The 21,857-nt window shown below is 51.1% G+C and carries 20 protein-coding genes and 1 pseudogene; all 21 read left to right on the top strand.

All coding sequences use genetic code 11. The features are described from left to right. The 21 genes and pseudogenes from B5066_RS12235 to rpsO all read left to right on the top strand — a co-directional run bounded on the left by B5066_RS12235 (nucleotide 1) and on the right by rpsO (nucleotide 21,666). Nucleotides 1-381: a DUF6115 domain-containing protein gene (locus B5066_RS12235; protein ID WP_079476188.1), complete on the top strand. Its 381-nt coding sequence runs from the start codon at nucleotides 1-3 to the stop codon at nucleotides 379-381. Nucleotides 382-536: 155 nt separating this feature from the next. After that, entirely contained in the window at nucleotides 537-1,325 is a 789-nt protein-coding gene (gene rpsB / locus B5066_RS12240) for a 30S ribosomal protein S2 (RefSeq protein ID WP_079476189.1), read from the top strand. Between the two features lie 131 nt (nucleotides 1,326-1,456). Continuing rightward, complete coding sequence (gene tsf / locus B5066_RS12245; RefSeq protein ID WP_079476190.1) at nucleotides 1,457-2,338, top strand: translation elongation factor Ts; 882 nt, start codon at nucleotides 1,457-1,459, stop codon at nucleotides 2,336-2,338. Nucleotides 2,339-2,460: 122 nt separating this feature from the next. Continuing rightward, nucleotides 2,461-3,195: a UMP kinase gene (gene pyrH, locus B5066_RS12250; RefSeq protein WP_079476191.1), complete on the top strand. Its 735-nt coding sequence runs from the start codon at nucleotides 2,461-2,463 to the stop codon at nucleotides 3,193-3,195. Then, nucleotides 3,185-3,739, top strand: coding sequence for a ribosome recycling factor (gene frr / locus B5066_RS12255; protein WP_079476192.1), 555 nt, complete (start codon nucleotides 3,185-3,187; stop codon nucleotides 3,737-3,739). The genes pyrH and frr overlap by 11 nt, the downstream gene beginning before the upstream one ends. Before the next feature lie 227 nt (nucleotides 3,740-3,966). Continuing rightward, nucleotides 3,967-4,728 carry an undecaprenyl pyrophosphate synthase gene (locus B5066_RS12260; protein ID WP_079477031.1) on the top strand — a complete coding sequence of 254 codons (762 nt, stop codon included), beginning with the start codon at nucleotides 3,967-3,969 and terminating at the stop codon, nucleotides 4,726-4,728. Nucleotides 4,729-4,749: 21 nt separating this feature from the next. After that, a complete protein-coding gene (locus B5066_RS12265) occupies nucleotides 4,750-5,550 on the top strand; it encodes a phosphatidate cytidylyltransferase (protein WP_079476193.1) in 801 nt (266 codons plus the stop codon). Nucleotides 5,551-5,589: 39 nt separating this feature from the next. Further along, nucleotides 5,590-6,735 (top strand): 1-deoxy-D-xylulose-5-phosphate reductoisomerase, encoded by a 1,146-nt coding sequence (locus B5066_RS12270; protein WP_079476194.1) that lies wholly within the window; start codon nucleotides 5,590-5,592, stop codon nucleotides 6,733-6,735. A 60-nt stretch (nucleotides 6,736-6,795) separates the two neighbouring features. Next, nucleotides 6,796-8,064 carry an RIP metalloprotease RseP gene (gene rseP / locus B5066_RS12275; RefSeq protein WP_079476195.1) on the top strand — a complete coding sequence of 423 codons (1,269 nt, stop codon included), beginning with the start codon at nucleotides 6,796-6,798 and terminating at the stop codon, nucleotides 8,062-8,064. A 102-nt stretch (nucleotides 8,065-8,166) separates the two neighbouring features. Further along, the gene (locus tag B5066_RS12280) at nucleotides 8,167-9,879 is read left to right on the top strand and encodes a proline--tRNA ligase (protein ID WP_079476196.1); all 1,713 of its coding nucleotides are present in this window, start codon (nucleotides 8,167-8,169) and stop codon (nucleotides 9,877-9,879) included. A 107-nt stretch (nucleotides 9,880-9,986) separates the two neighbouring features. Next, on the top strand, nucleotides 9,987-14,282 hold the full coding sequence (locus B5066_RS12285) for a PolC-type DNA polymerase III (RefSeq protein WP_371862228.1): 4,296 nt from the start codon (nucleotides 9,987-9,989) through the stop codon (nucleotides 14,280-14,282). Nucleotides 14,283-14,471: 189 nt separating this feature from the next. Then, a complete protein-coding gene (gene rimP, locus B5066_RS12290) occupies nucleotides 14,472-14,942 on the top strand; it encodes a ribosome maturation factor RimP (RefSeq protein ID WP_079476198.1) in 471 nt (156 codons plus the stop codon). A gap of 40 nt (nucleotides 14,943-14,982) precedes the next feature. Beyond that, nucleotides 14,983-16,098, top strand: a complete 1,116-nt coding sequence (nusA, locus tag B5066_RS12295; protein ID WP_079476199.1) for a transcription termination factor NusA — start codon at nucleotides 14,983-14,985, stop codon at nucleotides 16,096-16,098. An 18-nt stretch (nucleotides 16,099-16,116) separates the two neighbouring features. Further along, nucleotides 16,117-16,392, top strand: coding sequence for an RNase P modulator RnpM (rnpM, locus tag B5066_RS12300; protein ID WP_079476200.1), 276 nt, complete (start codon nucleotides 16,117-16,119; stop codon nucleotides 16,390-16,392). Continuing rightward, a complete protein-coding gene (locus tag B5066_RS12305; protein ID WP_079476201.1) occupies nucleotides 16,382-16,693 on the top strand; it encodes a L7Ae/L30e/S12e/Gadd45 family ribosomal protein in 312 nt (103 codons plus the stop codon). The genes rnpM and B5066_RS12305 overlap by 11 nt, the downstream gene beginning before the upstream one ends. A gap of 180 nt (nucleotides 16,694-16,873) precedes the next feature. After that, nucleotides 16,874-18,631 (top strand): annotated as a pseudogene (gene infB / locus B5066_RS12310) (translation initiation factor IF-2); the annotation flags it as partial. Beyond that, complete coding sequence (locus tag B5066_RS12315) at nucleotides 18,628-18,903, top strand: DUF503 domain-containing protein (RefSeq protein WP_022792810.1); 276 nt, start codon at nucleotides 18,628-18,630, stop codon at nucleotides 18,901-18,903. The pseudogene infB and the gene B5066_RS12315, both read left to right, overlap by 4 nt. An 11-nt stretch (nucleotides 18,904-18,914) precedes the next feature. Beyond that, complete coding sequence (gene rbfA / locus B5066_RS12320; protein WP_079476203.1) at nucleotides 18,915-19,265, top strand: 30S ribosome-binding factor RbfA; 351 nt, start codon at nucleotides 18,915-18,917, stop codon at nucleotides 19,263-19,265. A 100-nt stretch (nucleotides 19,266-19,365) separates the two neighbouring features. Beyond that, nucleotides 19,366-20,268 (top strand): tRNA pseudouridine(55) synthase TruB, encoded by a 903-nt coding sequence (truB, locus tag B5066_RS12325; protein WP_342351583.1) that lies wholly within the window; start codon nucleotides 19,366-19,368, stop codon nucleotides 20,266-20,268. A 35-nt stretch (nucleotides 20,269-20,303) separates the two neighbouring features. Beyond that, entirely contained in the window at nucleotides 20,304-21,260 is a 957-nt protein-coding gene (locus B5066_RS12330) for a bifunctional riboflavin kinase/FAD synthetase (RefSeq protein ID WP_079476204.1), read from the top strand. Nucleotides 21,261-21,396: 136 nt separating this feature from the next. Beyond that, complete coding sequence (rpsO, locus tag B5066_RS12335; RefSeq protein ID WP_022792814.1) at nucleotides 21,397-21,666, top strand: 30S ribosomal protein S15; 270 nt, start codon at nucleotides 21,397-21,399, stop codon at nucleotides 21,664-21,666. Nucleotides 21,667-21,857 lie beyond the last annotated feature (191 nt).

A 21,857-nucleotide genomic window follows, 5' to 3' on the forward strand; every position in this document is an offset into this window, starting at 1 on the left:
ATGGCTTTAATATTTAGCCTGCTTGCCCTGATGGCTGCCGGTGCTTTGTGGATAAAGCTTCAGTCGGTGGCAGGCGAGCTGCGGCAGGTAAAGAATGATAAGAAGGAAATCGAACAGCTTTTAATCTACTACACGGATGAGATGAAACGTGACAATGAACGTCTCCGTGCAGAATGGGACGGACCGGAAAGCCCTGTAGAGGAAATGGAAGCGGTTGGGGAGGGTTCTGCAATGCCAGAGGGTAAAGCGTCCCCGAAGGAATCACTGATGGACCGTGTTATAATGTTGTACAAAGAGGGATGGAAGGAAAAAGATATCGCCAAGAGTCTGTCGATCGGACAGCGGGAGGTGCATCTGTTTTTGCAGATGCAGGAAAAGTAAGCTTTGACATTGCGTACTGCAGACACGTATGGTATATTACGTGTTGGTGTTAAAAACACACGCAAAAGCTGATTTATGCAGAGGTGCTTTCGATAAAGAAAGTTTTGCATGAATATGACGCTTGCGGTGGAAAAAACCTAAGGAGGAATTATTTTATGGCTGTTATTTCTATGAAACAGTTGCTTGAAGCAGGGGTACACTTCGGTCACCAGACTCGTCGCTGGAACCCTAAAATGAGCCGTTATATTTTCACGGAGCGTAATGGTATTTATATCATTGACCTTCAAAAAACGGTACGTAAAGTCGAAGAAGCGTACAAATACGTGCGCAGCATTGCAGAAGACGGAGGAAAAATCCTTTTCGTCGGAACGAAAAAACAAGCGCAGGACTCTGTGCGTGACGAAGCGATCCGTTCAAACATGTACTATATCAACCAGCGTTGGTTAGGCGGTACGTTAACGAACTTCGCTACGATCCGCAAACGGATCGCCCGCCTGAAAGATCTTGAAAAAATGGAAGAAGACGGTACCTTTGACATTCTTCCGAAAAAAGAAGTTATGCTGTTAAATAAAGAAAAAGACCGTCTCGAAAAAGTCCTTGGCGGCATTAAAGAGATGGACAAGCTTCCGGATGCCCTGTTTATTATCGATCCGCGCAAAGAGCGTATCGCAGTGGCAGAAGCTCACAAACTAAACATTCCGATCATTTCGATCGTTGATACTAACTGTGATCCGGACGAAATCGACAAGCTGATCCCGGGTAACGACGACGCTATCCGTGCCGTTCGCCTTCTTACTGGAAAAATGGCCGATGCGGTTATCGAAGCCACCCAGGGTGCAGAGGAAAAAGCCCGTGAGCAGGCAGCTGCCCAGGAAAAAGAACAAGAAGCATCTGCAGCGCAAGAAGAAGGAAGCACAGAAGAAGAGAGCATTTCAAACCAGTAAGCTCTCTGCATAAATATAACGGGCCCAGGCCTGACGCGAAGGGTGGTAAAAGGGAAAAACCCTTTATCACCCTTTTTCTTGAAAATTAGCGCTCAAGCGTGTATGCATGGAAAATTGAAGGAGGAATTTAAATGGCTGTAACAGCAAGCATGGTTAAAGAACTGCGTGAAAAAACAGGTGCAGGTATGATGGACTGCAAAAAAGCGCTCAACGAAACAGACGGCAACATGGAAGAAGCAATCAACTACCTGCGGGAAAAAGGTATTTCCAAAGCAGCGAAAAAAGCTGACCGTGTAGCGGCAGAAGGTCTTACGTACGCAACGTACGAAGGAAACAAGGCGGTCATTGTGGAAGTGAACGCAGAAACAGACTTCGTAGCAAAAAACGAATCGTTTAAGCAGCTCGTTGCTGACGTTTCTACGTACCTTTTGAAAGAACAGCCGGCGGACGTGGATACAGCACTGGCCGGGGAGATTGAAAGCGGAGTAACGCTTGATCGTTACATTAACGACCAGATTGCACGCATCGGGGAGAAAATTTCCCTGCGCCGTTTTCTGCTTGCAGAGAAAAATGACGGCGACGCTTTCGGCGCTTATCTTCACATGGGCGGACGCATCGGCGTGCTGACTGTTCTTGAAAACACAGAAGACAGTGACCTTGCTAAAGACGTAGCGATGCACGTAGCGGCTATCAGCCCGAAATACGTTTCCCGTGAAGATGTGCCGAAGGAAGAAGCAGACAGTGAACGTGAACTGCTGAAGCAGCAGGCACTGAATGAAGGCAAACCGGAAAACATCGTTGAAAAAATGGTTGAAGGCCGTATCGGCAAGTATTTTGAACAAATCTGCCTGCTCGACCAGGAATTTGTAAAGGATACCGACCAAAAAGTAGGCGACTACTTGAAAAGCAAAGGTGCTTCCGTGCGCACATTTGTCCGTTACGAAGTAGGCGAAGGCATGGAAAAGCGCGACGAAAACTTTGCAGACGAAGTAATGAACCAAGTAAAGAAATAAATTGGCAGTATGGAGAGTCCATATCGAATCCTCTGGGGTCCGTAGGCTCTCCTTTTTTCTAAAAGTAATATCAGGGCAGAAGCTTAAGGGCTTCTGCGATACATAATATAAAGGCGGGGTTCATGACGATGGAGAAATACAATCGCGTTGTGTTGAAGTTGAGCGGAGAGGCATTGGCAGGGCAACAGGGCTACGGTATTGATCCGGAAGTCATTCAATCTATTGCTTCTCAAATCCGCGAAATAGTAGAATTGGGAACAGAGGTAGTGATTGTCGTCGGCGGAGGAAACATATGGAGAGGCATGGCCGGAAGCTCGAAAGGGATGGACCGGGCCACGGCAGACTATATGGGCATGCTCGCCACAGTCATGAATTCGCTTGCGCTGCAGGACAGCCTCGAAGATATTGAAATCCCTACGAGAGTGCAGACGTCCATTGAAATGAGACAGGTAGCCGAGCCGTACATCCGCCGGAAGGCCATCCGTCATTTAGAAAAAAAGCGGGTAGTAATTTTTGCGGCTGGAACCGGGAACCCGTACTTCTCTACAGATACGACAGCGGCACTGCGCGCAGCTGAAGTAGAGGCTGACATCATTTTGATGGCTAAAAACAAAGTGGACGGGGTATATGACTCAGACCCGTCTGCCAATGCGGATGCTAAAAAGTACCAGTCACTCACGTATCTGGACATTTTAAATCATGACCTGAAAGTGATGGACTCTACGGCTTCAACGCTCTGTATGGACAACAACATCCCACTGCTCGTATTTTCGATTATGGAAGAAGGAAACATCAAAAAAGCAGTAATGGGCGAAGACATTGGAACAATAATAAGGAGGAACAACGATGGCTCATGACATGAAAGCAACAGAGGATAAGATGAAAAAATCAGTGGATTCTTTAAGCCGGGAGCTTGCAACACTGCGGACAGGAAGGGCAAACGCCTCCATGCTCGACCGGGTAGTTGTCGACTACTACGGCGCCGAGGTGCCGCTTCAACAGCTCGCAACGATCACCGTGCCGGAAGGGCGCCTGCTTGTTGTAACGCCTTTTGACAAAAGCTCCATCAAGGACGTGGAAAAAGGTATTCAAAAAGCAGAGCTTGGCCTGAATCCGAGCAACGACGGCGAAGTAGTCCGGATTCCGATCCCGGCGATGACGGAAGACCGCCGGAAGGAAATGAGCAAGCTGATTAACAAATACGCGGAGGAAGCACGGGTGGCTATCCGCAACATCCGCCGTGATGCCAATGATACGTTGAAAAAAGATGAAAAGAGCAATGAAATCACCGAGGATGATTTAAAGCGCGAGCAGGAGCAGGTGCAAAAAGCGACTGACAAATATATCCGCCAGGTGGATCAGGCAGCAGAACAAAAAGAAAAAGAAGTTATGGAAGTTTGATGCAAATCGAGTTACAATAGGAACAGACTGGAACCCTCTGCATTCAAGAGGGTTTTTTTGTAAGAACAAAACCGGCACGAAGAATACGCGCTGCCGGAGGGGAAAAATAAACAGAAATACTGCTTTCCGTTCTTCAACAATGCTGAGGCAGGAACGGTTTTTATATGGAAATAATTTGACGCGTGCCATATAAATTAGACAAAGGGGAAAAGGCTGGTGCCCTCGTTATGAACGATCGACTATTTAATCAAATAAATCCATGGACGGAGGCGAATGCCACGGCAGTAAAAGTGAATACGCCTGCCCATGTGGCTATTATTATGGATGGCAATGGCCGTTGGGCAAAAAAAAGAGGCCTGCCCCGTGTAGCCGGCCACCGCGAAGGTATGAAAGCGATCACGAAAGTAGTGGAAAAAGCGCACGAACTCGGTGTGAAATACTTAACTCTTTATGCTTTTTCCACTGAAAACTGGAAACGCCCGAAATCAGAAGTGAATTTTCTCATGCAGCTCCCAGAGCGATTCCTGGCTAAAGAGCTGCCGAAGTTGATGAAAAACAATGTACAAGTACGGATGATGGGCGATGCGGACAAGCTGCCGGGCCATACGCTGCAGGCCGTGCAGGAGGCTGTGGACGCAACAGCTGAAAATACCGGCATCGTCTTAAACTTTGCCCTTAACTACGGAGGGCGGCACGAACTCGTGCACGTCGTACAGGAGCTTGCAAAAGACGTGGAAGAGGGGCGGATGAAGGCAGAGGCCATCAATGAAGAACTCATCACCAATCGGTTGTATACAAACCAGCTCCCGGACCCTGATCTGCTTATTCGCACGAGCGGTGAAATCCGGCTCAGCAATTTCATGCTGTGGCAGTTGGCTTATGCGGAATTTTGGTTTACCGAAACGCTCTGGCCGGACTTTAATGAAGAAGGCTTAGCGGAAGCTGTCATAGAATATCAGCAGAGAAAACGCAGGTACGGAGGCGTTTAACGACTGAAGGGGAGGTCTTTTATGGGATTGCGGGCGATTACGGGTCTTATCGGAGCAGTACTCGTCTTGGCGATTGTATTTGTGGGCCGCGAATGGTTTACTCTTTTGATCGCTTTGCTTGCTTCTGTCGCCATGTTTGAAATAATGCGCATGAAACGAATCCCGCTGGTATCCTTCCGGGGTTTAATCAGTATGGGCTTTATGTGGATACTGCTCGTGCCGACAGAATGGCTCGACTATCCATTTTTGCAGCACATAACGAAAACAGAGATTTTTTTAACAATGATTCTGGGCCTGCTTGCATTAACAGTAGTAACCAAAAATTCCTTCACCTTCGATGAAGCAGGGTTTGTTATTTTGTCCTCTGTGTACATAGGGTATGGGTTTCACAGTTTAATCATGATCCGCCAGCTCCCGGATATCGGCCTTGCCGTTGTGATTTTGATTTTGTTTTTAATCTGGGCCACCGATTCCGGGGCATATTTCATCGGGAAAAATTTTGGGCGCCACCGGCCGTGGCCGGAGATCAGCCCCAAAAAAACCATCGAAGGGTTTGTCGGGGGGCTCGTGGCGGCATTTGTCGTCGGCTTTATCTTTGAAGCCGTGTATCCGGTGTTTCATTCCTATCTGATCATGAGTGCTTTTATCGTAGTAACATCTATCTTTGGCCAGCTCGGGGACCTGGTGGAATCGGCGTTAAAACGTCATTACGCTGTGAAGGATTCCGGCAACATTCTGCCTGGCCACGGAGGTATACTAGACCGGTTTGACAGCTTGATTTTCGTGATGCCCCTGCTTCATTTTTTCTATTTTTTTGGTTAATACAAAAACGCAGGTTGCCAACCTAAAGGAGTCTTCGTCATGAAACGAATAGCATTGCTTGGATCTACTGGATCTATCGGTACACAGACGCTTGACGTTATTCGTCTGCACCCGGAGCGCTTTCGGATAACAGCGCTTGCTGCCGGCAGAAATGTTGATCTCGTACGAAAGCAGATTGAAGAATTTTCTCCGGAGATTGTATCCGTCCACACAAAAGAAGATGCCCGAACGCTTCAGGCGGAATACGGCGGACGTATACGCATCGTATGGGGCCATGAAGGCCTGATCGAGATTGCAGGAAGCTCCTGTGACTTTTTGATGAACGCGGTCAGCGGAAGCATGGGGCTTGAGCCGACCTTGCGGGCCATCGAAAACCGGGTGGATATTGGGATCGCCAATAAAGAAACGCTCGTCACCGCCGGGCATCTTGTGATGGAAAAGGCAAAGGAGCACGGCGTGCGCCTGCTGCCGGTCGACAGCGAGCATTCGGCGATCGCCCAGTGTTTGGAAGGAAATAGCTTGAAGGAAGTGAGCCGCCTGATTCTCACGGCCTCGGGAGGGAGCTTCCGTGACTACTCACGATCCGATCTCGACGGGGTCTCCGTGGAAGACGCCTTAAATCATCCAAACTGGAGCATGGGGGCCAAAATCACGATCGATTCGGCTACGATGATGAACAAAGGCTTTGAAGTAATCGAAGCGCACTGGCTGTTTGGTATTCCATACGAGCGTATCGACGTGCTGCTTCATAAAGAAAGCATCATTCACTCGCTCGTGGAGTACCAGGATACAAGCGTCATTGCCCAGCTCGGGCTGCCGGACATGCGTGTGCCGATCCAGTACGCAATGACTTATCCGGAGCGCCTTGACTATCCGGCTAAAGAATCGCTGAATCTTTGGGAAATAGGTGCCCTGCATTTTCAGCCGCCGGATTTTGAACGCTACCGCAGCCTGCGTCTTGCCTATGATGCCGGCAGAGCCGGCGGATCCATGGGGGCCGTGCTAAACGCTGCCAATGAGCAGGCTGTCGCTATGTTTTTAGATGGGAAATGCGCTTTTCTTGAAATTGAAACCGCGGTGGAAGAGGCGCTATCCCGTCACCAGCGCATCGAGCATCCGGATCTTGACACGATTTTACGCGCAGACCGGGAAACTAGAGAACATGTGCAGACGCTTATAACGTGACGTTCTTTCACAAACACTCTATAATGAAAAGAAAGAGCAAAAGAAGAAGGTGAATAAGCTTTGGATACGCTGATAGCGGTAATTATCATGTTCGGCTTATTGGTGGCCATTCACGAATGGGGCCATCTGTATTTTGCCAAAAAAGTCGGCATTTTATGCCAGGAGTTTGCGATCGGCTTCGGGCCCAAAATATTTTCGACGAAGCGCAATGAAACGGTCTACACGATCCGGCTGCTCCCGCTTGGCGGCTATGTACGGATGGCCGGGGACGATCCCGACCCGGTCAACATCAAACCGGGCTATGAAATCGGCCTGACTTTTAACGATGCCGGAAAAGTCAAAGAAATCATCGTCAATAATAAATCTAAGCATCCGGAAGCAAAAGTTGTATCTGTGGAATCAATTGATATGGAGCGCGAGCTTTATATTGAAGCTGTGGAGGATGAGGAAGACTCCGGGCTGAAGCGGTATGAGATCGACCGCACATGCGACCTGATTGTGGACGAAAAGCGAGAACAGATTGCACCGTGGGACCGCCAGTTCGGCTCCAAGCGTCCGTGGAAAAAAGCGGTAGCGATCTTTGCCGGCCCGTTTATGAACTTTGTGCTGGCTTTCGTGCTGTTTGGTATTTACGCTCTAGCGCACGGTGTCCCGCAGGATACTCCGGTGATTGGAGGTATTGCAGACGGTTCGCCGCTGAGCGAATCCGCGTTTGAAGAAGGCGATGTAATCACTTCCGTAGACGGCGAGTCCGTAAATTCCTGGGATGAAATGACCGGTGTGGTTCAGGAGCGTCCGGGAGAAGAAGTGACAGTCACCGCTGAACGCGGCGGAGAAACAATCGAAGATACGGTTACTATCGACGGTGTTCCGGTGCAGGAGGGATCAAGCGAAGAATTCGGCCAGATCGGTGTTTATGCCGAGCTAGAACGATCCTTTACGGGCGCATTGGAATATGGAGGCACCCAGCTGTATGAAGTTTCCACGCTGATTTTCCAGACGCTCGGCACGATTGTGACCGGGGAGTTCTCCCTCGATGACCTGGCAGGCCCGGTAGGAATCTATGACGCCACGGACCAGGTGATTGCAACCGGACTTCTCACGCTTATTGCGTGGTCCGCCATGATCAGCGTCAACCTCGGAATCGTCAATCTCCTGCCGCTGCCGGCGCTTGACGGAGGACGGCTTTTGTTCATTATTGCCGAAGCGATCCGCGGTAAGCCGATCGAGCCGCAGAAGGAAGGCGTCATCCACCTGCTCGGTTTTGCGCTGCTGCTGCTGCTTATGATCGCAGTCACATGGAACGATATTAATCGCTTATTCACGTAATAAAAAAACGGTGACGGAGCCAAGGCCCCGTCACCGTTCTTATGTTAAAATAACCAAAGAGCTTACAGACGCAGATGTATAAGAGAAAGAGGATGATATAGTATGCGACAACAATTTTTATTCAGTCCCACCCTCCGTGATGTGCCGCAGGGAGCGGACATTGCAAGCCACCAGCTGATGCTTCGTGCCGGCCTGATCCGTCAGAGCGCAGCCGGGGTATATTCCTACCTTCCGCTTGGCCATAAGGTGTTGCGCAAGATCGAAAGCATCGTCCGCGAGGAAATGGATGCGGCAAGCGGGCAGGAAGTACTGCTTCCTGCCATGCAGCCGGCAGAGGTATGGCAGGCCTCGGGCCGCTATGACAATTACGGGCCGGCGCTGATGCGCTTTAAAGACCGCCACCAGCGGGATTTTGTTCTCGGTCCCACGCATGAAGAAAACATTGCCGCCCTTGTAAAAGATGAAATGAATACATACAAACGTATGCCTGCGATTTTGTACCAGATCCAGACCAAATACCGCGACGAAGCGCGCCCGCGCTTCGGAGTGCTTCGTGCCCGCGAATTTATTATGAAGGACGCGTATTCGTTTGATACCTCCTACGAAGCGCAGAACGAAAGCTACTGGGCCATGTATCGCGCCTACGAGCGGATTTTTACCCGGCTGGGACTGAATTACCGGGCCGTCCAGGCCGATGCCGGAGCGATGGGTGGTCAGGGCGAGACCCACGAATTCACTGTGCTTTCCGACGTTGGGGAAGACACCATCGTGTATTCTGACGAGAGCGATTTTGCGGCTAATATTGAAATAGCTGCCATCCCGGACACCGTGTCAAAGCCGGAGCCGGTCGCTGAAGAAATGACCATGGTTGATACACCGAAGGAACGAACTATCGAAGAAGTGGCTGCAAAACTTGGCATCAGGCATGAGCAGTGCCTGAAAACGGTGGCGTTTGATGCAGACGGCCGCCTGGTAGCCGTGCTTATGCGCGGTGATCATGACGTCAACGAAGTGAAGGTCGCAAACGCCCTGGGAGCTGAAGTGCTTGAGCCGGCATCCGCCGGGCAAATTGAAGAAGCGTTCGGGGCAGAACCCGGGTTTATCGGTCCTGCCGGCCTTTCCGGAGACGTGGAGGTGCTTGCTGATTACGCGGTCCGCGGCATGGCAGGCGCGGTATGCGGAGCTAACGAAAACGGGAGGCACTACCAGAATGCGGTGCCGGAAAAAGACTTTCCGGTAGGAGAGTACGCTGATCTGCGTTTCATCCAGGAAGGCGAGCCATCCCCGGACGGCCGGGGGACTGTCCGTTTCGCCAAAGGTATAGAGGTCGGGCACGTCTTCAAGCTTGGCACGAAGTATAGCGAAGCCCTCGGAGCCACATTTTTGGATGAAAACGGAAAAGCCCGCCCGATCATTATGGGCAGCTACGGCGTCGGTGTGAGCCGGACGATTGCTGCTGTCATTGAGCAGAATCATGACGAGAGCGGCATCTGCTGGCCGAAAGCAGCTGCCCCGTTTGACCTGCATCTGCTTGTGATCAATCCGAAGCAGGAGGACCAGCAGCAGCTCGGGGAAGAGCTGTATGACAGCCTTCAGAAAAGCGGCTGGTCCGTACTGCTCGATGACCGGAGGGAGCGGCCGGGAGTGAAGTTTAAGGATGCTGATCTTTACGGCCTTCCGGTCCGTATTGCTTCCGGTAAAAAAGCAGGAGAGCAGATTGTGGAAGTAAAAGCCCGAACTGCCGAAGAAAACGTGGAAGTCGCTGTCAGCGACCTGCCGCAGTATTTAGAGAAGCTGTGGGCTGAAATCCATTAACCCTTTCTGGATGCTCCAGGAGGGGTTTCCCTCTTCCCTGTGCCTGCCGAAGATGAATTTTTTTGATAAAATAGATGATAAAAGAACGAAAAAGTGAGGCGAGAAACGTGCAGACCGACCGTCACATCCAGCAGGAACGTTTTGAGTTGCTACTTGAGCAGATTGGCATGCCGGAAGAAGAAACCAACCGTTATTTTACCGAAGGCCGCCTCGAAAAGCTTGTTATTCATAAAGAACAGAAGCAGTGGCATTTCCATCTGACGCTTGCAGCACCGCTTCCGTTCACGGTGTACGCACTGCTGAAGGAGAAGCTGCAGTCCGCGTTTGAAAGCATCGCAGCTGTTGATTTCACGCTTCATTACGAGGAAGGCACAACCGTGCCTGTGGACGCCGTCCCTGATTACTGGCCGCTTATAATGCAGAAGCTCGAACAGTATGATCCTCATCTGCGAATGAGGCTGAACGGGGGAGCGCCGTTTTTGCGGGAAGGCGAGCTGATTTTCCCGTGCAAAAGCGACATCGAAATGAATTCGCTCGGGCCGAAGCTGCAGCAGGCGATGAATGATGTCCTGCCGCTGTTCGGCCTGCCGGCTGCCGCGTTCACCATGGAAGCCAAAACGAGCGATGAAGAAAAGGAACAGTTTGAAGAAAAGAAAAAGCAAGAAGAGCATTCGAAAGTAATAGAAGCAATGATGGAACGAAAGAAAAAAGAATCCGAAGCCGACTCCAAGCGAGCCTCCCAGTCGATTCAGATCGGCTACCCGATCAAAGACGAAGCAGTGCCGCTGAAGGATATCCGCGAGGAAGAACGCCGCGTGACCGTAGAGGGCTACATTTTCGAAGCAGAAACGAAGGAGCTCCGCAGCGGGCGGACGCTGTTAACGTTTAAAATTACCGACTACACAGATTCGATAATGATCAAAATGTTTTCCAAGGATAAAGAACAGGTGCCGCTGCTCGAAGCCGTGCAAAAGGGCATCTGGGTAAAGGCCCGTGGCGGCGTGCAGGACGATACATTCGTCCGTGACCTGGTGATGATCGCAAACGATGTCATCCAGGTGCAGGGAGCGTCCAAAACCGATGATGCCGAAGAAAAGCGTGTCGAGCTGCACGCCCACACGAACATGAGCCAGATGGATGCGACCGTTTCTGCCGGGGAATACGTGGCCCGGGCAGCCGAATGGGGGCACCCGGCGGTCGCAATTACGGACCACGGTGTCGTGCAGTCGTTTCCGGAAGCATACAATGCCGGCAAAAAGCACGATATTAAAGTGCTGTACGGCATGGAGGCGAACCTTGTGGATGACGGCGTTCCGATCGCTTACAACGAGGCGGATGTGGATCTTGAAACAGGGACCTATGTCGTTTTTGACGTGGAAACAACCGGTCTGTCGGTCGTGTACGATTCCATCATCGAACTCGCAGCGGTTAAAGTAAAAGACGGCGAGATTATCGACCGGTTTGAACGCTTTTCAAATCCGCATGAAAAACTGACCGATACCATTATTAACCTCACCGGCATCACAGACGATATGCTCGTCGACGCCCCGGAGATCGAGCCGGTACTGGAAGACTTCCACGCCTTTTCCAAGGACTCGGTGCTTGTTGCCCATAACGCAAGCTTTGATATGGGATTTCTCCGGGAGGGATACAAAAAAATTGGTAAAACGGCAGATATGCCGGTGATTGATACGCTCGAATTCGGCCGCTTTTTGTATCCGAATTTAAAAAACCACCGGCTGAATACGCTTTGTAAAACGTTTGATATTGAACTCGTAAGCCATCACCGGGCGATTTACGATGCGGAAGCAACCGGTTATCTGCTTTGGAAAATGGTAAAGGATGCGCTCGCCCAGGACATTACCAACCATAAACAGCTCAATGATAACATGGGCCAGTCCGGCTTTCACCGCCTGCGTCCGTCGCACTGCACTCTGATCGCCCAGACGCAGGAAGGGCTGAAGAATCTGTATCACCTCGTTACGCTGTCGCATCTGGAGTATTTTTTCCGGACGCCCCGGATCCCGCGTTCGAAGCTGCAGAAGTACCGCGAAGGCATACTCGTCGGCTCGGCGTGTGACAAAGGCGAAGTGTTTGAAACGATGATGCAGAAGTCGGAGGACGAAGCGAAAAAAGCCGCTGAATTTTACGATTATCTCGAGGTACAGCCGCCGGAAAACTATGCGCATCTCGTGGAAAAGGAGCTTCTGAAAAGCTACGATGACGTTAGGGATGTGATTCAGAAAATTATCCGCACCGGGGATGAACTGAATCTTCCGGTCGTTGCCACCGGCAACGCCCACTATATGGATGAGCACGACTACAGCTACCGGCAGATCCTGATTGCATCGCAGGGCGGGGCGAACCCGCTGAACAACCAGACACTTCCGCAGGTGCACTTCCGTACGACCGGGGAAATGCTTTCCTGCTTTGATTTTCTCGATGACCGCACGGCAGAAAGGATTGTGGTAGAAAACACACGGGCGATCGCTGACCAGGTGGAGACGATTCATCCGGTGCCAAGCGACCTGTATACACCAAACATCGAAGGCTCGGACAAGGAAATACGCGAAATGTGCTACCGCCGGGCGGAAAGCATCTACGGCTCGCCAATACCGGAGCTTGTGAAAACCAGGCTCGATAAAGAGCTCGACAGTATTATCGGTAACGGCTTTGACGTTATCTACCTGATTTCGCAGAAGCTCGTAAAAAAATCCCTCGAAGACGGCTATCTGGTCGGCTCCCGGGGCTCGGTCGGTTCGTCGTTTGTTGCCACGATGACAGAAATTACCGAAGTGAACCCGCTGCCCCCGCATTATGTTTGTCCGGAATGCAAGCAATCGACGTTTTTTGATGACGGCTCGGTCGGCTCCGGCTTTGACCTGCCGGACAAGCAATGTGACAGCTGCGGCGTGGATATGATTAAAGACGGGCATGACATCCCGTTTGAAACCTTCCTCGGGTTTAAAGGTGATAAAGTTCCCGATATTGATTTGAACTTCTCCGGTGACTACCAGCCGCGGGCCCATAATTACACGAAAGAACTATTCGGCGAGGAGAAAGTCTACCGGGCAGGTACAATCGGAACCGTGGCGGACAAAACAGCGTACGGGTTCGTGAAAGGCTATCAGAGCGACCACGAGCTGCATCTGCGCGGAGCGGAAATCGACCGGCTGGTCAGTGGATGTACGGGCGTCAAACGGACGACCGGCCAGCACCCGGGCGGGATTATCGTCGTCCCGGATGAGTATGACATCCACGACTTCTGTCCAATCCAGTTTCCGGCGGACGACAAAACGTCGGAATGGAAAACGACGCACTTTGACTTTCATTCCATTCACGACAACCTGCTGAAGCTTGATATACTCGGCCACGATGATCCGACAGTTATACGCATGCTGCAGGATTTAAGCGGCATTGACCCACAGACCATTCCGACCGACGATGCGGAAGTGATGAAAATCTTCGGCGGTCCGGAAGTACTCGGCGTCACGCCGGAGCAGATTAATTGTAAAACAGGCACGTACGGCATACCGGAGTTTGGCACCCGTTTTGTGCGGCAGATGCTTGAAGACACGAAGCCGTCGACGTTTTCCGAGCTGGTTCAGATTTCGGGTCTGTCGCACGGCGCGGACGTATGGGTCGGCAACGCCCAGGAACTGATCCAGAACGGCACGTGTGAGCTGAAGGACGTGATCGGCTGCCGGGACGACATTATGGTGTATTTGATTTATAAAGGCATCGAACACTCGCTCGCCTTTAAAATTATGGAATTTGTCCGTAAAGGACGCGGCCTTGACCCGGAATGGATCGAAGAAATGAAAAATCACGGCGTGCCGGAGTGGTACATTCAGTCCTGCCTGAAGATCAAGTACATGTTCCCGAAAGCGCACGCCACCGCCTATGTGCTGATGGCGGTCCGGATCGCCTACTTTAAAGTGCACCACCCGATACTGTTCTATGCAGCGTATTTTACGGTGCGGGCGGACGACTTTGATCTGCCGACCATGATTAACGGAAGCACCTCCATCCGCGCGAAGCTTGATGAAATTCAGGCTAAGGGCTTTGACGCCTCGCCAAAGGAAAAAAGCCTGGTGACGGTGCTCGAGCTCGCGCTTGAAATGACCGAGCGGGGCTATCGTTTCCAAAAGGTGGATCTGTACCGTTCGGAGGCGAGCGAATTTGTCGTCGACGGCGACCAGTTGATCCCGCCGTTTAACGCTTTGGAAGGAGTGGGCACCAACGCCGCGGTTAATATTGTGAAAGCCCGCGCTGACGGTGAATTCTTGTCCAAGGAAGATCTGCAGCAGCGCAGCAAGGCAACCAAAACGGTGATCGAGCATCTTGATCTGCACGGATGCCTCGGCGGGCTGCCCGACACGAACCAACTTTCCTTGTTCTAAACAGCGGGGAGACTTGCGGAATTGCGCGAAACGTGCTATGATAATGGGCAGTGAGAGGTATATCGAGACGGCGAAAGAGTGGGTAAACACCCACTCTTTCATTTATGGTTGAAGCTTTCTGCATAAAATAAACTATATACTATCATTGGAAGAAATGAAGATGATGACAAAGCAGCAGGGAGGTACGTAATGAAAGAAAGTATTAAAGACATTGCAGCACGCCTGGCACGGCCGATTGCTGAAGAACTGGACCTGGAACTGGTGGATACAGAGTATAAAAAAGAAGGAAAAAATTGGTACCTTCGGGTGTTTGTGGACAGTCCCTCCGGTGTGCATCTTGAGGACTGCGGACGGGTGAGCGAACGACTGAGTGAACAGCTCGACGACCTGGACCCGGTTCAGGAAGCTTATTATCTGGAAGTTTCTTCGCCGGGCGCGGAGCGTCCACTGAACAACGAAGCAGACATCCGCCGTTCAGTCGGAAAAAACGTGTACGTGACCACGTATGAACCCGTTGAAGGGGAAAAAGCGTTCGAAGGAAAGCTGAGTGACTTCAAAGACGGAGAGCTTTTGATTTTCACCAAACAGAAACAGAAGGAACGCACGGTTCATGTACCATACAGTAAAGTAGCTAAAGCAAGGCTCGCTATCATTTTTTAACGGTGCGGCGGGCATCGAGAAAAAGGAGGATCTTAATTCCATGAATGCAGACTTTATGGAAGCATTGGACGTACTGGAAAAAGACAAAGGAATCGATAAAGAAATAGTGCTTGAAGCGATCGAAGCCGCGTTGATTTCCGCCTACAAGCGAAACTTCAACCAGGCACAGAACGTCCGGGTGGATGTCAATCGTGACACCGGATCGATTCAGGTATTTGCCCGCAAAGAAGTAGTCGAAGAGGTATTCGATCCGCGGCTTGAAATCTCCCAGGAGGAAGCGCAGGCTATCAGCCCGTCGTACGAGCTTGACGACGTAGTGGAAATGGAAGTCACTCCGAAGAACTTCGGGCGTATTGCAGCCCAGACGGCAAAGCAGGTCGTGACCCAGCGCGTGCGTGAAGCAGAGCGCGGCATTATTTATTCTGATTTTATCGACCGCGAAGAAGATATTATGACCGGCATTGTGCAGCGCCAGGACCACCGCTTTATCTACGTGGATCTCGGAAAAGTAGAAGCTCTGCTGCCCCAGAGCGAACAGATGCAAAATGAAACGTACAACCATAATGACCGCCTGAAAGCGTACATCACGAAAGTGGAAAAAACGACCAAAGGTCCGCAGATTGTTATCTCCCGTACGCACCCGGGCTTATTGAAGCGGCTGTTTGAGCTTGAAGTACCGGAAATTTACGACGGTACAGTAGAGATCATTTCAGTGGCACGGGAAGCAGGCGACCGCTCGAAAATTTCGGTGTTTGCGGATGATCCGGAAGTGGATCCGGTCGGCTCCTGCGTAGGGCCGAACGGCCAGCGCGTCCAGACCATCGTCAAAGAGCTGAAGGGTGAAAAAATTGACATCGTGCAATGGTCGGAAAATCCGGTGGAATATGTGGCGAATTCCCTAAGCCCGGCGAAAGCCCTGGATGTGCAGGTAAATGAAGAAGAAAAAAGCACGCTCGTCGTAGTGCCGGACTACCAGCTGTCTCTTGCTATTGGCAAGCGCGGGCAGAACGCCCGTCTGGCCGCCAAGCTTACCGGCTGGAAAATCGATATTAAAAGTGAAACTGAAGCTGAAGAGCTTGGTATTTTCTCCCCGGAGGATGCCGAAGAAATTCCGGTAACGAGCACAAGCATTGATTTAGACACAGAAGATTTGTAAAAATGAGGGTGAACGGCTATGGCTAAAAAAATTCCCATGAGAAAGTGCATCATTACTGGAGAGGAAAAGCCCAAGAAAGAATTGGTGCGAGTCGTTCGGGACCCGGATAACACCGTTTTTGTCGACCGCTCGGGTAAAAAGAACGGGCGGGGCGCGTATTTAACAGACAGTGATGATGTTTTTTTACAGGCGAAAGCAAAAGATTCGTTGAGCCGCCATTTAAAGGTGAATATATCGAGCGATGATTACGATCGTCTTATAGAAGAGCGCAGAGGCGTAAAGCATGAACGATAAAGCATTGTCTTTTCTCGGGCTTGCCGCCCGGGCAGGAGAGCTGAAAAGCGGTGACGACACCGTTCTTAAAACCGTACAGGCAAAAAAAGCACATCTCGTTATCGTCGCCGGGGATGCTTCGGCCAATACGATTAAAAAATTCACGGATAAAACGAGCTTTTATTCATGTCCTTTTCGGGTTGCGGGAACAAAAGCCGATCTCGGTGCAGCGATCGGAAAAGAAGCAAGAACCATTTTATCCGTCACTGAACGCGGCTTTGCCAAAAAGCTGATAAAATTGATAGATGAAGAAATAAAATGAGAAGGACGTGTAGATGGACGAAAAACGAACAACATTCACAAACGATATCTTTGGAAGGAAAGTGATGTCACTATGAGTAAAGTGAGAAGCAATAAAACACGAAACACCCAGGGAAACAGAGGCCCAAGCAAGAAAAAGACCAACCAAAAACGCCCGGGCGGGGGCCGTAAAGAGCAGCAGGCTACTCCTGAAAAAATTACGTTTGCCGGCAGCCTCTCCGTCGGGGAACTGGCAGAAAAACTGAACAAAGAAAGCTCGGAAGTCATCAAAAAATTAATGAACCTCGGCGTAATGGCGACCATTAATGAAACGCTCGAGGCAGAAACCATTGAACTGATCGCCACGGATTACGGCGTAGAGGTGGAGCAGGAAGAAGTGGTGGATGAACTCGATATTGATAACTATGTCGAGCAGGACGACCCGGCAAAGCTGCAGGAACGCCCGCCGGTAGTAACCATTATGGGTCACGTCGACCACGGGAAGACGACGCTGCTTGACTCCATCCGCCACACAAAAGTCACCTCCGGGGAAGCGGGCGGCATTACCCAGCATATCGGCGCCTACCAGGTGGAAGAAAATAACAAACTGATCACCTTCCTCGACACGCCCGGTCACGCAGCATTCACGACCATGCGTGCGCGCGGTGCGGAAGTAACCGACATTACAATTCTGGTCGTCGCAGCCGACGACGGCGTAATGCCTCAGACAAGAGAAGCCATTAACCACGCCAAGGCGGCTGAGGTGCCGATCATTGTCGCGGTAAACAAGATGGATAAAGAAGGCGCCAACCCCGACCGTGTGATGCAGGAACTCATGGAATTCCAATTAGTGCCGGAAGCATACGGCGGAGATACAATCTTTGTGAACCTTTCCGCGATCAACGGTGAAGGTATCGACGAACTGCTTGAAATGATCCTGCTCGTGGCCGAAGTGGAAGACTTCAAAGCAAATCCGGACAAGCGTGCGCGCGGAAGCGTCGTAGAAGCAGAGCTTGATAAAGGGCGCGGGCCGGTGGCTACCCTGCTCGTTCAAAACGGTACGCTGCATGTCGGCGAGCCGATTGTCGTCGGCAACGCTTTCGGACGAATCCGGGCGATGGTGGACGATCTTGGCCGCCAGGTGAAAAGCGCGGGGCCGTCCAAGCCAGTGGAAATTATCGGCCTGAACGATGTGCCGCAGGCAGGCGACCCGTTTGTTGTCTTTGAAGAAGAGAAAAAAGCCCGCCAGATCGCTGATGCGCGTAAGAGCCGGGCAAAGGATGCCGAGCGTGCACAAACCTCGAAGATCAACCTGGACGATCTGTTCAGCCAGATTCAGGAAAACGACATGAAAGAAATTAACGTGATCGTTAAAGCGGACGTACAGGGTTCGGTCGAAGCGCTTCGCGGTTCGCTTGAAAAAATAGAAGTGGAAGGCTGCAAAATCAATATCGTACACGCCGGCGCCGGCGCGATTGCAGAATCAGACGTCATCCTTGCTTCAGCTTCCAACGCGATCATTATCGGCTTTAACGTCCGTCCCGACGTAAACGCCAAGCGTACGGCGGATGCAGAAAATGTGGATCTTCGTCTCCACCAGGTTATCTACAATGCGATTGACGAAATTGAAACAGCCATGAAAGGTATGCTCGACCCGGTCTATGAAGAGCGCGTGCTCGGACAGGTTGAGGTGCGCCAGCTGTTCAAAGTTTCCCGCGTTGGTACCATTGCCGGAAGCTATGTGCTCGAAGGCAAAATTACCCGGGACTCCAAAGTACGGGTCGTACGAGACGGCGTCGTTATTTTCGACGGCGGCATCAAGGACCTGAAGCGTTATAAAGATGACGCCAAGGAAGTTGCAGCCGGATATGAGTGCGGTGTGACCCTCGAAAACTTTAACGACCTTAAGGAAGGCGACATTATGGAGCCGTATATCATGGAGGAAGTTAAACGCACATGATCGGTGTAGTCCATGTAGAGTGCATGCTTTATGAAGCGAGTCATTTAAAGCAGAAGCGGGCGGTGCTTCAGAGCGTGAAAACGAAGCTGAAGCAGCGGAACCTCTCCGTGGCAGAAACGGATTATCAGGAGCTTTGGCAGCGGGCAGCTCTTTCGATTGTCACCGTGCATAACGAAAAGGCAGGGGCGGAAAAAGAGCTGCAGCGTGCCATTCATATGATTGAAAGTTATACGGAATGGGAAATAACCTCCGTACACTATGAATGGTTATAGGAGGAACAGTTATGGCTAATATACGTGCTCAGCGTGTAGGAGAGCAGATTAAAAAAGAAGTCTCGGATATTTTTGCGCGCGGAATCAAGGACCCGCGGGTGCAGTTTGTGACGGTGACTGACGTGGAAGTGACCGGAGATCTGCAGCAGGCAACGATCTTTGTCACCGTTCTCGGAGAAGAAAAAGACAAAGAGGAAGCGTTTCAGGGCCTTGAAAAAGCCCGGGGATTCATCCGCAGTGAAATCGGAAAACGAATTCAGCTTCGCAAAACACCGGAAATCTTCTTTTCTTTCGATGAATCGATTGAATACGGCAACCGTATTGAATCGCTGCTGCGCGATTTAAATGAACGGGAAAAGTAGAAGACAGAAGCTGTTTTAAAGTTGGGAGAGCTGTTGCTGACTTTGAAACAGCTTTTCCTATGTACATGAATTCTGTAATGGAAGTGAGCGAAACGGCCCTATGATTGATGGAATCATTCCTTTGTGGAAAGAAGCAGGTGTTACGTCCCATGATTGTGTAGCGCGTGCGCGCCGGCTGCTGAAAACAAAAAAAGTTGGTCATTCCGGCACGCTTGATCCATCCGTGACCGGAGTGCTTCCGCTTTGTATCGGAAAAGCCACTAAAGCGGTGGATTACCTGCACGAAGCTCCAAAGGCATACGAAGGGGTTATCACTCTCGGAAGAGCGACAACCACTGAAGACGCCAACGGGGAGACGGTGGAAGCCCTCGCTGTAGAGACGGCACCGGCAAAGCAGCGCATTGAGGAGGCGCTCCAAGCTTTAAGTGGTTCGGTAACCCAAGTGCCTCCGATGTTTTCAGCTGTTAAAGTCCGGGGGCGCAAGCTGTATGAATATGCCCGTGAAGGCATAGAGGTCGAGCGTCCAGTCCGGGAGGCCTGCATTTACGACTTTCGGCTGCTTGAAATGGACGACGCTCCGCGGGGCGGGGAATTTTCCTTTAAAATTCGGGTGAGCTGCAGTAAAGGAACCTACGTGCGCACGCTTGCTGTCGATGCTGGAAAGAAGCTCGGGTACCCGGCACATCTGCAGCAGCTCATCCGCACGGCGTCCGGTGGATTCGAACCGGAACACACTTCCACATGGGAAGAGCTTGAAGCCTTGGTGGCCGCTGGCCGTCCTGAAAAAGCCGTGTATCCGGTAGACTGGGCAGTGGCTCACCTTCCGGCCATTACAGTGTCGGAGGAGACGGCGGAGCAGATTAGTCACGGACGGGTGCTTCCGGCAGCTTGGTTTTCTGAGCAGACGATGGCGGTAAAGGCAGAGAGCGGGAAACCGCTTGCTGTCTATACGGCGCATCCGGCTAAGCCCGGCATTTTCAAACCTAAAACAATGCTTCTTTAAAAGCGTGAATGAAAGAATATCGGCAGGTGAAAATAATGGAAGTTCATCATCTTATACATCCACATACGTTAACCCCGTCACTTTCAAAGGCTAAAGTGATGGCGATGGGCTACTTTGACGGAGTGCACCGCGGTCACAAAGAAGTGATTGAGAAGGCCCGTCAGGCAGCAGAAGACAGGGGACTGCCGCTCACTGTAATGACCTTCCACCCGCACCCGAAAGTGGTACTGTCCAAGCAGTCAGAGGAAGATATGTTTTATTTAACCCCATTGGCGGAAAAGCAGCATATTCTTGAATCACTTGGAGTGGAGGAGCTGTACATTGTGCGGTTTGACCAGGAATTTGCCTCTCTCGACCCTCAGGCTTTTGTTGATGCTTATATTATTGATCTCGGTGTAAAGCACGCAGTGGCCGGATTTGATTTTTCTTACGGTAAATTCGGGCGCGGCAATATGGAGACGCTCCCGTACCATTCGAGGGATGCTTTTACGTTTTCCACGGTATCTCCTTACACCGAAGAGGGAGAGAAGATAAGCTCCACCTGGATCCGCGAGGCTGTGGAACAGGGAGAAATGGTCAAAGCCGCCCGCCTGCTCGGGCGCTGGTATACGTTTGAAGGCACCGTGGTTGAGGGCGAGAAGCGCGGCCGGACAATCGGATTTCCGACAGCTAACATTCAGGCCGACGAGCCGTACCTGCTGCCAAATGACGGCGTGTATGCTGTACGTGCGCTTATCGACGGTGCATGGCACCGGGGGATGAGCAACATCGGCTATAAGCCGACGTTTCACGACGAACGGGACGGCCCGCCGGAAATTGAAGTCCACCTGTTTGATTTCGATGGAGATATTTACGGAAAAGCGGTCCGGGTTGAATGGCGGGAGCGGCTTCGCGGTGAAGTGAAATTTCCTTCCCTCGATGCGCTGGTCTCCCAGCTGCATGAAGACAAACGTGCAGCCGAGCAGGTACTTCAGCAGGAAATCAGGGATTAACACCTGTTTTCCCTTGCGTTTTTTCTGCTCAAAAGGTAAGATGGTTGATGTATGGAAACTACTTCTTGGCTTGCACGCGCCTCCTGCGGCTTGCGAGGAAATGGTTGAAACAAAAAAACAAAAGGAGGTCGACTGAATGGCTTTAACACCAGAGCGTAAATCAGAGTTGATCGAAGAGTACAAAACACATGAAGGCGACACCGGTTCCCCGGAAGTGCAGATCGCTATTTTGACGGAGCAGATTGTTTCGTTGAACGAACACCTGCGTGAGCATAAAAAGGACCACCATTCCCGCCGCGGGCTTTTAAAAATGGTTGGTAAACGCCGTAACCTGTTAACGTACGTTCGTAACCAGGACATCACGCGTTACCGCGACATCATTAATAAACTCGGCTTGCGCCGTTAAGAAGTACTGGGAAGCGGGAGGTATCTCCCGCTTTTTCTCTTACCTAAAAATAACCATGTGCATAACGTATGCGGCTGGGCGGTATGAAATGATCCCTTACGCACATCGCACAAGCTTAACGCGTAAGCAGTGCGGCTTCCGCGTTAAGCTTGTGCGCACGAAAGGGTTTCCTGCTAGTCGGGAGTACCGGC

The sequence above is a fragment of the Marinococcus halophilus genome (assembly GCF_900166605.1).
GTDB classification, from domain to species: domain Bacteria; phylum Bacillota; class Bacilli; order Bacillales; family Marinococcaceae; genus Marinococcus; species Marinococcus halophilus.

What these genes read in the sequence shown, in the direction of transcription:
- B5066_RS12270 (WP_079476194.1), top strand. Translation starts at nt 5,590, where the DNA reads ATGAAACGAATAGCATTGCTTGGATCTACTGGATCTATCGGTACACAG.
- rnpM (WP_079476200.1), top strand. Translation starts at nt 16,117, where the DNA reads ATGGCTAAAAAAATTCCCATGAGAAAGTGCATCATTACTGGAGAGGAA.
- B5066_RS12330 (WP_079476204.1), top strand. Translation starts at nt 20,304, where the DNA reads ATGGAAGTTCATCATCTTATACATCCACATACGTTAACCCCGTCACTT.
- rpsO (WP_022792814.1), top strand. Translation starts at nt 21,397, where the DNA reads ATGGCTTTAACACCAGAGCGTAAATCAGAGTTGATCGAAGAGTACAAA.
- B5066_RS12305 (WP_079476201.1), top strand. Translation starts at nt 16,382, where the DNA reads ATGAACGATAAAGCATTGTCTTTTCTCGGGCTTGCCGCCCGGGCAGGA.
- tsf (WP_079476190.1), top strand. Translation starts at nt 1,457, where the DNA reads ATGGCTGTAACAGCAAGCATGGTTAAAGAACTGCGTGAAAAAACAGGT.
- truB (WP_342351583.1), top strand. Translation starts at nt 19,366, where the DNA reads ATGATTGATGGAATCATTCCTTTGTGGAAAGAAGCAGGTGTTACGTCC.
- nusA (WP_079476199.1), top strand. Translation starts at nt 14,983, where the DNA reads ATGAATGCAGACTTTATGGAAGCATTGGACGTACTGGAAAAAGACAAA.
- rimP (WP_079476198.1), top strand. Translation starts at nt 14,472, where the DNA reads ATGAAAGAAAGTATTAAAGACATTGCAGCACGCCTGGCACGGCCGATT.
- pyrH (WP_079476191.1), top strand. Translation starts at nt 2,461, where the DNA reads ATGACGATGGAGAAATACAATCGCGTTGTGTTGAAGTTGAGCGGAGAG.
- frr (WP_079476192.1), top strand. Translation starts at nt 3,185, where the DNA reads ATGGCTCATGACATGAAAGCAACAGAGGATAAGATGAAAAAATCAGTG.
- B5066_RS12235 (WP_079476188.1), top strand. Translation starts at nt 1, where the DNA reads ATGGCTTTAATATTTAGCCTGCTTGCCCTGATGGCTGCCGGTGCTTTG.
- B5066_RS12315 (WP_022792810.1), top strand. Translation starts at nt 18,628, where the DNA reads ATGATCGGTGTAGTCCATGTAGAGTGCATGCTTTATGAAGCGAGTCAT.
- B5066_RS12260 (WP_079477031.1), top strand. Translation starts at nt 3,967, where the DNA reads ATGAACGATCGACTATTTAATCAAATAAATCCATGGACGGAGGCGAAT.
- rpsB (WP_079476189.1), top strand. Translation starts at nt 537, where the DNA reads ATGGCTGTTATTTCTATGAAACAGTTGCTTGAAGCAGGGGTACACTTC.
- B5066_RS12265 (WP_079476193.1), top strand. Translation starts at nt 4,750, where the DNA reads ATGGGATTGCGGGCGATTACGGGTCTTATCGGAGCAGTACTCGTCTTG.
- rbfA (WP_079476203.1), top strand. Translation starts at nt 18,915, where the DNA reads ATGGCTAATATACGTGCTCAGCGTGTAGGAGAGCAGATTAAAAAAGAA.
- B5066_RS12280 (WP_079476196.1), top strand. Translation starts at nt 8,167, where the DNA reads ATGCGACAACAATTTTTATTCAGTCCCACCCTCCGTGATGTGCCGCAG.